The organism is Collinsella sp. AF39-11AT (assembly GCF_003474585.1).
In the GTDB taxonomy this organism is placed as follows: domain Bacteria; phylum Actinomycetota; class Coriobacteriia; order Coriobacteriales; family Coriobacteriaceae; genus Collinsella.
On sequence record NZ_QROG01000009.1, the window covers coordinates 22,812 to 35,019 of the forward strand.

The window sequence follows — 12,208 nt, forward strand, 5'->3', positions numbered from 1 at the left end:
ATCTGTCTGTGTCTTAGCATCTACTTCGCTACGTCTCGCCCCGCTCTCTGTGGGGCTGCCAGCTACTCTTTATGGCTGCCACCTCCCCGCTTGACCAGGAGCGCGACCACGATGAGCGCGGCTCCGGCGACCGCTGCGGCGGCCGCGGCGTACATTGCCATATCGCCAGTCGAGGGCATAAAGCCTCCGGTGGTAATGCTAGGGGGTGTGCCGGTGGGCGTGTTGATGAGCGACGCCTCCAGGCTGCCCGTCGACCCATCCGCGCTGTCGGCGCGCAGGGGCGACTCGGCCGTGATGGTGAGCTTGGGCTTGGCGGCGGCCACCTGGTCGACGTCCAGACCCTCGGCCTTGACCGTCACGGAGCGCGTACCCTCGAAGGCGGTGTAGCCCTTGGGCGCCTTGAGCTCGCGGACCTCCAGCTTGCCCGAGTCCACGCCCGAGACGGTCACGCGGCCGTCCTCGCCCGTGGTGACGGTGGCCTTGCCCTCCGCATCCCACGTGCCGTCGGCCGCCAGCGTGCGACCGCGGTCGTCGGCGATGCTCAGGACCGCCCCGGCAAGCGGCTTGTCGCCGTCGCTGCTGCGCTTGGTGAGCGCGAGATCCCAGGTGTAGGCGCACGCGTCGTCGCTCGGCGTGCGGGTGAAGCCGGCGTCGCCGGACTGGTCGGCAAAGGGAGAGCGCGGGTAGCACAGGTAGGCCTCGTTGGGGTTGCCCTTCGCGATGCCGTGGTTGCATGCGCTGTTGAGCGGCGCGTTGTACACGGCGACCACGCGGGCGCCCGCGGTGAAGGCGTCGGCCCCGCCGAGCGCGGCGATCAGGTCGCCGGTGCGCACGGTGAAGGTTCCGTCCGCCGCTATCTTGGTGGCGCACTGGGCCGTGATGTCGGTCCAACCCTTCGCGGGCTCGGTGCCGACGCGGCCGTCCTTGTCGGCCGAGACGGCGTCGAAGCCGCCGTCCGCGCCCGCCGCCACGTACACGCGCATGCTCGCGGCCACCTTGGAGGGGTCGAGCCCCGCGCCCATGGTGTCGACGAACCGCACCGCATAGGTGTCGTAGGCGGTGAGCCCGGCCGGGACCGTGGCAGAGAGACGCCAGTACAGGTCGTCTGCGACCGTGGCGTCGGCGGCCTTCTGCCAGGCGGCGGTGCTGTCCTCCAGCACATGCTTGGACACCTTGGGGGTCGCGGCCTTGGGCTTGACAGTGACGGCGCCGCCGCCCACCAGGGCCATGATCGGCGCGGTGCCGACCTCGCCCTGGGCGATGGCGTCGTCGTCGGCGACGATGAGCCAGTAGCCGCTAGGCAGCTTGGCCGCCGTGCCCGCGTTAAGGGCCACGGACACGGCGCCAGAGCTCTGGAGGGAACGAGCGAGCTGTGCGCTCAGCGCGCCCGTAAGGTGGGAATCGGTGTTGAGCCACTCGGCAGCTTTCTGCGCGGTGGTCTGGGAATTGGGCATGCCGGCGCTGTGCAGCACAGGCAGCGCGGCGTCGCGCACGGCGTCGCTTGCCCAGACAAGGTCGGTGAAGGTCTTGGCGTCGCTGTCGCCGTCGACGACGTTGGCGCTAAAGATCTGGTAGGCATCGTAGCTGCTCGCCACGGTGCCGCTCACCGTGATGGAACCGGTCGAGGTCGGAGCGGCCTGCGCGGATGCGGGGAACACAACCGCGCAGGTGCCGATCAGGAGGGCAAGCAGCGCAAACAAGATCGGGAAGGAGCAAACTTTCTTATTCACGACGCTCGCCTCCCTTCGCATTCGCCTTGCGACGAATGTGCATCCAGGCCGCAGCAGCGCAAAGCACCGCCGCGCCGGCAAGGTACGTCAGCGTGACGCCCGACATACCAGAAAGGGGCAAAGAGGTGGAGTAGGTGTTGGTGAAGGTGGGGATGGAGTCGTCGGTGAGGTTCAGTTCTTCGGCACTGACGTCAGCTTTCCAGTTGCCATCGGAGTCAACGGTTCCCTTCTTGTAGGTCACTTCACATTTGATAGTCTTATCAGGCTGAACAGTTGCCTTGGCCGCAATCTTATAGACCGAGTGGTCGTACGTGTAGTGCGAGAACTGCGAACCGTCGGTTTTCTCGCGCACATAGTACGTAAAGGTCTTGAAAAGGCCACCCGCGGAGTCGCCCGAGTCGTCGGGATTATCCCTGATATCAGAGAGCGAATACTTGAGCTCAACCTCTTTATCAGCGGTGCCCTTGAACGAAAGCGTCTGCTTCGTACCTTTACCAGAGGTGGTCACGGCAGTACCGATGATATGTTGAAATTTGCTGTCTTTCGCAAGCTGAAGTGTAAACTCCTTCATCTCGCCACCCTTAACGACCTTAGTCGCCTTAGGAGTCCAGGAAACCTCAGAGTCGTACGTGTTGGTGAAGGTTGCCTTGTTGGTGGAGGTTGCGCTGTTGGAGTCGACGATCGAATAATACCCATTAGCATCTGCTGACGCAGTCCTCGGCGAGTTAGCTGAACCCCCGGGATTCTTAGTCACGTCCACCCTATCAATCGTGAAGTTATAGACCTTAAGATCTTTAGTATCATGCGGGTTTCCCTGTGTCGGAACAGACATAAGTACAGTCGGCGTGCATTTGACTGTCACCTTAATCTCGTATACAGCATGATCGTATATGACACCAGGAAGATTGCCCGTATCTTCGACCAAGTAGTATGTAATTTCGCCAGTACCATTCGCTAATAACTGCTCGCGAAGCTGTTTGTCGTTAAGAAGCCGCTCGAGCTTCTCGCTAAGGTCAAAGGCGATGTGGCCATCAGCGCCATTTTGGGCAGATTCGACAAACTCGCAGCCACCATTGTCGAATTTATCATTCTTCCAAGAAGGCGCCTTCGCAGTATCCGAGTTCTTACGATAAACCGTAAACTTGAATTCCCCATCTTTGAGGTCGCGGCCGGCCAGCTCCTTGGTTGCCTTCAACTTAAGGCTTGGATAGACGTACGTATCCGCAGGCACGCCTAGGTACAAGTCGCCATTCGACATGATGCCGCCACCATGGTCCCAGGAATAGTTGCCCGTGATGAAAGTTGTCGCTTCATTCTGCGCACGATTCCGCGCATCAATCGCCGCCTCATCCCCGTCCTTAACACCCGAGGTCAGGCCGATGCTATTTTCTACCCCAACAGCACCGTTGACGGGAATGGTGATAGCTTTTTTAAGTTCGATGCTTCCCGAGTACCGGGCGTCTCCACCGCCAAGCATCTTACCGGTTACCACTGCGACCGGCGTATTGTGACCCCGCGCTGCGAGGAAGAAATCGGCATGACCGTACTTGCGAAACACCTCCGATTTGTATGCATCTTGATCTTCAGTCTTATCAAAACCATCAGCACCACCAGCTGAAAGATGGGGCGTACCATCATTACCCTTGTTTTCTGCCGAATTGTACCCGGTGGCTTTTTGCTCACTGCCAGCAGACTTATTGCCAAAGATTGCCGTGCCCTTAGTGTTCGTTACCAACGTCTTGCCCGTCGGGCAGACTGCAACGCCACCACCATAGCCACCAGCGGTATTGCTGCTAATGTACGAGTTGTATACAAATAATCTACCAGCGGTCTTTTCCATACCCTCATTCGAGTTTCCCTGGACGAAGATACCGCCACCGCCCCAGTCAAAGCGAGACATGCAGTGATTATTTGTGATGTAGACTGGGCTATCGTTTGACGATCCATTTATCATCGCGTCAACCATCTGGCCCACTCGAATGCCAGCGCCTTCAGATCGGTAGCTCACGTTAGAGGCAATAATTCCTCCCGTGATATTCAGCCACGCCATACCCGTACGGGATTGGTTATTACGGTTGACATCCGTGACATAAACGCCACCGCCGGCTTCCTCGGAGTAGTTGCCGGTAATCTGGCCACCGGAAATGGCAACATGGGCGCCGTTATTGGCAGCAAGACCAGCGCCGCCATGACAACCCCGGCCATCGTGGCCGCAAAACTTGGCGTATTTATTGTTAGTGATGTAGCCACCAGAAACGGTCACACTACCGCCCGAAACCAAGATGCCGCCACCGTGACCATCCGCCTCGCCGTACGTAGCGTTGCCAGAGATGATTCCACCCGTAAGCTTCAAGGTGGCTCCGTTGTCAGCATAGACGCCGCCGCCAGAAGCTGCCTTGTTTCCCGCGACCACACCGTCTGTCATTTCGAGGCTGGCTTTCGCGCCCGTTATGCACAGACCACCGCCCCAGCCACCACCGCTACCGTTGGTGACGTAACCGCCAGAAATATTGACGGTGCCTTGAGAGAAAATAACGTGACCGTTGTTGCGCAGGGTACGAGGCGTTGTGATCATGCCACCCTCAAGGTTGAGCGTGCCCCCTTCCTCAACGGAAATGACTCGATTTACATAGCCCTTTTTGCATGCAACGATAGCGCCGAAATCGTCAACAGTGTGCTTGTAGGTCTTTTCGCTAGTACCAAGACCGTTAGGCGTGCTTTCAGTTACGAAGTATCTGAGTGATTGTGGAGCACTTTCATCATTGAACTGCATCTCTGCTAACTGACCAGGTTCAGCACCGGCAGCTATAGTCTTGGAGTCATTCGCCTCACCTTTAACAGTTAGCGTAAAGCCATTTTTAATTGTGATAAATGCACAAACAGGCTCGGCCCGGCTCTGGTCACTGTTACCGTTACTGTAATAAAGCTTGTGACCCGCAAGGTCGATCGTAGTGTTTTGGTCGATGGCGATCGGCGAGCTCGAACTTATATCAGCAGCCAGACGCAGCTCTGCGGGCTTGTTCGGCGCGGTAAGGGCAAGGTACGTTGCCAGGTCTTCGTCACTCTTCAGCAGCGTGTACCCATCCTTATCTATTTGAAGTCCCGGAACCTCACCTTCATTTGCAACAGTAGCGACCTTATAGACAGACTGTCCATCATCTGCGGGCTGTGCAGCGCTCTCGGCTCCCGTGTCATCAGACGACGGGGCCGCCCTGAGAGCATCGGCGTTAGTCTCGCCGTTCTCGGCCTCGTCACTATTCTGGTTTTCGGTATCCCCGTTGTTGGTGTTGTCTACATCAGTAGGCTTACTTGAGGAACCCCCCCCCATCACAGCTTCCTCAGCAGAACCCGTCTGGGAATCGTTGGCAATGGCCTGCGAGATCGGAGGCATGACGAGCGACAGTACCAGGCTCAAAACGGAGGCTCCGCACAAAACGCCTGCCAGTACACGGCGCGTCGCTTTATTACTTTGCTTAGATTTGTCTGAATTTGCTTTCATCGATGTCTCCTCCCCAAGAGACCGCGATCCTGCTCTTTCACCATCAAACTTGGGCGCGCAACCTATAATTGCTCGCGCTCGATATGCATATTATTATTCTTTGTTTAAACAACGCAAGGCTAACAATGTCAATTTTACTTCGCGTTGCCTTAACTTCTTGACAATTATTCAAACTATGCGTTGTTTTTCGAGGGTTAAATTTCGGAAAGACGCTGGTAAACTCGTTAGCAAATCTAGATAAATGACACTTTACCATTGTTTGTACAACATTTTGTTTTAACCCGCTCAATCTGTGAACGGTCAAAATTGCGCCGTGAATGACAGTATATCTACCTGCAAATATTAGTTTTGAGCTAATTGGTCAATTACTGCACAACCAGCGTGTGCCGACATGTTCATACATCGACACTTGAATGACATCGTATGTTACCGGCTGCAAATCTCCTCGCTACAAAAAAGCGTTCCAACAATCGACTGTTGGAACGCTTGGAAAACCACCACAAAGGCGCTCTGCCCTCTTTGTGGCTGCCCCCAGGCGCTACAGAAGATGTTCCTCGATAAAGATCGCAATGCCGTCTTTGTCGTTGCTGGCGGTTACAAAATCGGCGGCGGCACGAGTGGCGTCGCTGCCATTTGCCATGGCCACGCCCACGCCGGCGTCAGCCACCATGCAGGTGTCGTTGTCCGCATCGCCAAACACGCAGATGTCCTGGAGCTCCATGTCGTTGAGCTCCGCCACGCGCACAAGGCCGCGCGTCTTGGACACGCGCGGATCCATGAACTCGTAGAGCCGCTGCGTGGTTTGCAGAGCCGCCGCCTTAACAGTATCATCGGCAAACGTCAATGCTCGCTCAATCACCCGCGGCATTACCTCGGGCGCCATGGTAAACATCACCTTGGGCTGCGGCTCGCGCAAAAACTCGGCGAAATCGACCACCTGGTAGGGCACGCCGTCGACGCGTGACAGGTGCTCGACGCACGCGTTGCTCTCGGGCACGTAGAACACGCCGTCTCGGGGGCAGACGGGCGTTGCCGGAAGGTCCGCCATGTGCTTGCAGATGCGCGCGATAGTCTCGCCCGGCAGCGGATAGCTCAGCTCGTTGATGTCGTGCGCGCGGTCGATGACCTCGGCGCCACCGCAGCCCACGAGCACGTCCACCAGGCCTTCGATGCCCCAGAGCTCGTACATGGCCTCGGTCGCGTGGGCGTCGCGCCCGGTGCACAGGCCAAAGAGCACACCGCGCTCGCGCAGGGCGCGGATCGCCGCCACGGTGCGCGGGGACACCGTGTGCTGGCTCGTGAGCAGTGTGCCGTCGATATCGCAGAACACGGCTTTGATGTGGCTGAAGGTAGTGTCCATGGGGGCCTTTCTGGGTTGTGCGGCGGTGTGGGGTATATTCGCAAACGGCGTACATGGTATACCAAGGCGCAGGCGCGGCCCGTTAAAGCAAAAACCACCACAAAGGTGCCTGGCCCCTTTGTGGTGATCGCGGCGTCTACGGGCCAAACCATCACAACATTCGACGTTTTTCGGCAAAATCGCGATTTTTACCGAATGTTGTGATGGTTTCTTACTGCTTTACGGCACGCTCCAAGTGATTGCGTCCAAACAGCAGCAGCGCCGCGGGAACCGCCGTCACGACCATGCCTGCCCCCACGAGTGTCCGTTGTACGCCAAATGTCGCCGCCAGCCACGGGGCTATCGCCAGCGGCGCCACGCCGGCGAACATGTTGCCAAAGCCCATGACCGAGTTGACGCGGCCGAGTTGCTCGAGCGGTGCCGTCGTTTGCACGATGGTGTTGTGGAGCGGGTTGACGACACCCCAAGCTATGCCCAGGGCGATCTGGCCGACGAGGGCCACGCCCACGTACGGCGTCCCCACATAGAGCAGACTTCCCAGGCCCACGGACATAAGCGCCACAAGCAGCGTTTTAAGGTTGACCAGGTGCGGCGGCAAACGGAGTGCGAGCGCAGCACCCAGCACCGCGCCCATGCCCGAGGCCGACGAGAGCCAGCCCATCCACTCAACGCCGACGCGTAGGACATCGCGATAGAAAAACGACTCGAGCGGATCGAAGGCTCCGTAGCCAAAGTTCGAAAGAAAAATGATGTAGAAAAGTAGCGCGAGGACGCTGTTGGTGAAGACCGTCTTGATGCTGGCTGCGAAGGTGGCGCGGGCGGACGTGCTAGGGTTGGAGCTTCGTCCCGCACGCTCCCCTTCCTCTGTCGAATCGGTATCCGCATGCCCGGCGATATGGCTGGTCTGCGGCCTAAAGCCCCAACCGACGACGAACGCCAGCACGGTAAAGAGCATCATAAGCACGAACACCGCGCGCGACGACGCAGCCGCCGCGACAAAGCCGCCCAGCGTGGGGCCAACGATGATACTCACGTTTGAAAACATGGCGATGGCGGAGTTGATGTCTTTGAGCTCGACGGGATCATCGGTGAGGTAGGCCGGATAGGATGTGGCAATGGGCTGGGCGAATCCCATCGTAAAGCCCAGAAACACCGCGCCGAGTAGGACGACGCCGGTCGCGCTACCAAAGGCGATGATTGCCGTGCCAGTTGCGAGCGTGCCGACGATGCTCAGCAAGAAATGGCGGCGCGGACCCCATGCGTCGAGCGCAGCGCCGCCCGCAAAGGATCCCAGGATCACGAAAACGTTCATGAACAGGACGGCCAGCGATGTCGCGACGACCGAGGCATCGTCCGCATAGGTAAGCGTTCCGATGACGCCGATAAAGTAGCTGGTCTGAAAACCGGTGTAGATGAGGAAGCGCATTGCCACCAGGCGCTTGGCCTGCACGGACAGCGACGATTGAGGCTTTGAGAAAAGAGATGCGAGCATGGAGACTCCTTGTTTCATACGAATACGGGCGGTGGGCATTCGCCACCGTCTATCAAATCAATCAGTCCGCATGAAACATTAAGGACGCATCAGGACCCTTCTCTCCTTTTTTCGCCCGTCATGAACTACTTGGTAGATTGTAAGGCATGTCCCACACATCTACCAAAGCAAAAACCACCACAAAGGTGCCTGGCCCCTTTGTGGTGGAAGTGACGTTTGCCCAGATAAAACCTGCCAAAATAAACCTGTCCCTTTTTGGCAGGTTATGGCAGCGCAGCGAGCCGGTTCCAAGTGCCCCGGGTCGCCCCGAAAGAGGAGCGACGCGTACTTTGGTACGCGAGCGACGGCTTGAGGGGCGAGATGGGGTGCTTGGGGCCGGCGCAGCGTCAAGCCTTAAAGGTGGTCTTGGATCAGGTCGCAGATGGCTCGGGCGTCGTTGATGCTGATGGCTCGGGTCGCAAAACCGGCGTCGAAGGCCTGACGCGCCAGGGCCTCGTTGCAGGCAAGGGCCAGCGTGCGGCCGTCGACCAGGTCAAGCGAGCTCTTGCCACGCAGACGGTCGACACCGGAGCGCGCGACGACGATGTTGTCGAAGCCCTCGGTCTTGTAGCCCTCGATGATCACCACGTCGACATCGTTGTAGCGCGACAGCAGCTCGCGCGCGGGCATCTCGTCCTCCTCGCGCGTGTCGGCGTACTCCGCCCAGCGCGTGGCGCAGATGAGCCCCACGTGCTTGGATCCGGCCTGGTGATGGCGCCACGTATCCTTAGCAGGCACGTCGATATCAAAGCCGTGGTGCCCATGATGCTTGAGCGAACCCACGCGCAGGCCGCGGCGGGTGAGCTCGGCGATAACTTTCTCGACGAGCGTGGTCTTGCCCGAGTTTTGGTAGCCGATAAACGCGATCGCAGGGACGGCCGGGGCCGGAGCTGCAGGCGCGACGGCGATGGGTGCGCTCGCAGGCGCGGTACCGTCAGTGGCCACGGACTCAACGGCAGCGGCCTGACGCTCTGCGCGGTCCCACACGCCCGAACGGCCGCCCTCCTTGTGCAGCAGGCGCACGTCGACGATCTCCATGCCGCGATCGGCGGCCTTGCACATGTCGTAGATGGTCAGACACGCGGCACTCGCGCCGGTCAGGGCCTCCATCTCGATACCCGTCTTGCCCGTCACGCCCGCCGTAACCAGTACGTGAAAGCCAACCTGCCCGTCCGTGCGCGCCGGTGCCCAGCCCTCGGGCATGTCATCGACAGGCGTCCCCGCCGGAGCAATGGGCTCGATATCGCACTTACTCTTGGTAATGAGCAACGGATGGCACATGGGGATGATGTCGCTCGTGCGCTTGATGGCCATAATGCCCGCCACACGCGCGCAAGCAAGCACGTCGCCCTTTTTGGCGCGATCCTGCAGCACCATGGCCTGCGTCTCGGGATGCATGAGGATGGAGCCCTCGGCGATAGCAATGCGATGGGTCTCGGCCTTGTCGGACACGTCGACCATGCGTACCTCGCCCTTGGCGTCCACGTGCGTCAGCTCGTCGCGACGGGCGTCGCGGGCGGGCTCGGCAACAGTGCCGGCGGACGGCTGTACCGCCGCGGACCCAGCGGTGTTGCTGGCAGCAGCCGTGGCTTTATGGGCAGACATCGCGGCCCTGCGAGCGGCCTTGGTGGCATCGGCGTACCTGCTCTTGGCCATATGATCATCCTCCGATTTGGGACATAAATCGTTGCGTGCCCTCAATTATCGCGTGTTCCTGCGGTTTGTGGGCCACGGCATCGCGCCAAATCGAAAGTACCTGCATATCATCACCACGGCGCAACGCCTCGCGCACCGAATACTCGGCATCGCTGAACAGGCACGGACGCACGTTGCCATCGGCCGTCAGGCGCAGGCGGTTGCAGCTCGCGCAAAAATGGTTGGACATGGCGCTGATGAAGCCGACCGTTCCCGCCGCGCCCGGAAAGCGCCAATAGCGCGCGGGGCCCGCGCCGGCAGGAGCGTCGGTGATGTCAAGCGGTTCGAGCTCGCCCAGACCCATCGCGGCGGCCCCGGCATTGACGCGCGCCCGCAGCTCGTCGCTCGGCACGCTGTCGCTCGCATCCCACAACTCGGGGCTGAGCGTGGGTGCGTGAGGGTCCACGGCGCAATGCGAGCTCGTGCGCTCGTCGCCGATGGGCATGTATTCGATAAAGCGCAGGTGGATGGGGCGGTCGACGGTCAGTCGTGCGAGGGCCGCCACATCCTGGTTGAGCCGGCGCACAACAACGCAGTTGACCTTAACGGGCTCAAAGCCCCAAGCCAGCGCCGCGTCGATGCCAGCCATGGTCTGCTCGAGTCGACCCAGGCGCGTGATCTTTCCAAAGAGCGTAGGGTCGAGCGTGTCGAGCGAAATGTTGACGCGGTTAAGCCCCGCGTCCTTGAGCTGCGGCGCCAGCTTGGGCAGCAGGGCTCCGTTGGTGGTGAGCGAGATGTCCTCGATCCGCGGAATCGCGCGGATGTCGCGAATGAGCGGGATGATACGGCGGCTGACCAGCGGCTCGCCGCCCGTCAGGCGTACGCGGCGAATGCCCTCCCCCGCCACCAAGCGCACAAAGCGGGCGATTTCCTCGGCGCTGAGTAGCTCGTCGTGTGCACGGGGCGCCACGCCATCGGCCGGCATGCAGTAAATGCAGCGGAAATTGCACTTGTCGGTAACGGCAATGCGCAGGTAGTTGATATCGCGGCCAAAGCCGTCATGTTGCACGTGCCCGTCCACGCAGCCCTCCCCTCACGCGGCGTTTTATTCTTCGGAAAACATAATACCCCACGAGAGAATCATGCCGACACCCGTACGACAGGACAGGTCGCTTCGAGCAAAACGGACTTCCCAAGCCCATCCTCAACACACAGACCATCACAACATTCGATGCTTTTCCCGTTTTTGGCAAAAAACGTCGAATGTTGTGATGGTTTGCCTGCCCACGGCACCCCGTAGAAAGACCAAAGCGCCCCTAGAGGCCGCCGTCCCAGTGGCGAATCACGAATTCTCGAAGGTCGTTCTGCCGCTTTTGGAACGCTTCGCTTCGGTCGCACTTGAGGCCCATAGCGAGCGCAATGGCGTTCATCGCCCGGTGCAATTGCAGCTGATGGGCAAACTGAGTCCCGGTGAGGACGATCATCCTAAAGCCCAGCGCGCTCAGTACGGTCATACGCTCCGCATCCGACGCGCTGCGCTGTTTATCAAGATGGTCCGAGCCGTTGTATTCAATCCCCGTACCGCTCGCAGGCGCATATACGTCAATCTCGAAATACCCGGCCTTTGCGAGACACTTGAACTCGTTGGGAACATCGACCCTATGGTTGAGCTCGATTTTGGCGTATCCCAGCCCGCCCTGGAAACGTTTTGCTACGACCATGATTGCGGTGGCCGTCTCCATGGGCGACCGCGCGCCATCGTGCACGCGCTTGAGCACGGCGGCCGCGCGTATAGCCCCCTGACGAGATCGGTTCTCATTGCAATAGGCAATCAAGTCGGCAACGGTATACCTCTGCCCCATCTCGATATAATCGCCTGTCGACAGATGATTCAAATGGTATCGGGCGCAGATTTCGTAGCCATATTCCAGCTGCTCGGGCTCACTCATCCACGAACCCGCCTGGACAAAGCACATGGCCTCATCAACCACCAGAAGGCCCTCTGCCACCTCGATAAGATGGCCTGGAGGTACCGGCGCCCCAAACACGTGGCACCTAAATCCAGCCGGCGTCGAGCGCTCAAAATCGAAGTTGACGAGCGTGTCGATATGATCGAGCTCTTCTCGTGGAATACCAAGCGAAACCAGATAGTCGGTAACGATCCCAACTGCCGTTGAAGCCCTCAGTCCCTTGGCATCGAGTCCCAATTTGGGCAGGCTCGCAGTCGGCTCCGCCTCGCCAGCAAGCGAGTCCTCATCGTATAGGCTGCTTGCTCGCGAGAGCGGCTCGGACGGGCGCGCCACGTTGTGGTACAGCCAGGCAGTCTTATGGGACAAGACGATCGGCAGGTCCATGAGCCCTCCAATGGAGTCGGATAACCAACCTTATTCCCCTGCCCACGGGTCCGCACACCTTCGTGCACAAGAAAGCGATTCCACCCGGCCGAGTGGCAG

General features: G+C 59.6%; 7 protein-coding genes. All 7 read right to left on the reverse strand.

Going from position 1 to position 12,208, the window contains the following annotated elements; genetic code table 11:
- Positions 1 to 62 precede the first annotated feature (62 nt).
- Positions 63 to 1,730: a SpaA isopeptide-forming pilin-related protein gene (locus DW037_RS05160; RefSeq protein ID WP_158571945.1), complete on the reverse strand. Its 1,668-nt coding sequence runs from the start codon at positions 1,728 to 1,730 to the stop codon at positions 63 to 65.
- Positions 1,723 to 5,229, reverse strand: coding sequence for a Spy0128 family protein (locus tag DW037_RS05165; protein ID WP_118372937.1), 3,507 nt, complete (start codon positions 5,227 to 5,229; stop codon positions 1,723 to 1,725). Before DW037_RS05165 ends, DW037_RS05160 begins: the two co-directional genes overlap by 8 nt.
- A gap of 538 nt (positions 5,230 to 5,767) precedes the next feature.
- Entirely contained in the window at positions 5,768 to 6,589 is an 822-nt protein-coding gene (locus DW037_RS05170; RefSeq protein WP_118372938.1) for an HAD family hydrolase, read from the reverse strand.
- Positions 6,590 to 6,800: 211 nt separating this feature from the next.
- Positions 6,801 to 8,081, reverse strand: a complete 1,281-nt coding sequence (locus DW037_RS05175) for an MFS transporter (RefSeq protein ID WP_158571946.1) — start codon at positions 8,079 to 8,081, stop codon at positions 6,801 to 6,803.
- A gap of 393 nt (positions 8,082 to 8,474) precedes the next feature.
- On the reverse strand, positions 8,475 to 9,776 hold the full coding sequence (gene mobB, locus DW037_RS10855; RefSeq protein ID WP_118372940.1) for a molybdopterin-guanine dinucleotide biosynthesis protein B: 1,302 nt from the start codon (positions 9,774 to 9,776) through the stop codon (positions 8,475 to 8,477).
- Between the two features lie 4 nt (positions 9,777 to 9,780).
- The gene (gene moaA / locus DW037_RS05185; protein ID WP_233542270.1) at positions 9,781 to 10,836 is read right to left on the reverse strand and encodes a GTP 3',8-cyclase MoaA; all 1,056 of its coding nucleotides are present in this window, start codon (positions 10,834 to 10,836) and stop codon (positions 9,781 to 9,783) included.
- A gap of 235 nt (positions 10,837 to 11,071) precedes the next feature.
- A complete protein-coding gene (locus DW037_RS05190) occupies positions 11,072 to 12,109 on the reverse strand; it encodes a hypothetical protein (RefSeq protein WP_118372941.1) in 1,038 nt (345 codons plus the stop codon).
- Positions 12,110 to 12,208: the final 99 nt, after the last annotated feature.

What these genes read in the sequence shown, in the direction of transcription:
- DW037_RS05165 (WP_118372937.1), bottom strand. Translation starts at nt 5,229, where the DNA reads ATGAAAGCAAATTCAGACAAATCTAAGCAAAGTAATAAAGCGACGCGC.
- DW037_RS05170 (WP_118372938.1), bottom strand. Translation starts at nt 6,589, where the DNA reads ATGGACACTACCTTCAGCCACATCAAAGCCGTGTTCTGCGATATCGAC.
- DW037_RS05175 (WP_158571946.1), bottom strand. Translation starts at nt 8,081, where the DNA reads ATGCTCGCATCTCTTTTCTCAAAGCCTCAATCGTCGCTGTCCGTGCAG.
- mobB (WP_118372940.1), bottom strand. Translation starts at nt 9,776, where the DNA reads ATGGCCAAGAGCAGGTACGCCGATGCCACCAAGGCCGCTCGCAGGGCC.
- DW037_RS05190 (WP_118372941.1), bottom strand. Translation starts at nt 12,109, where the DNA reads ATGGACCTGCCGATCGTCTTGTCCCATAAGACTGCCTGGCTGTACCAC.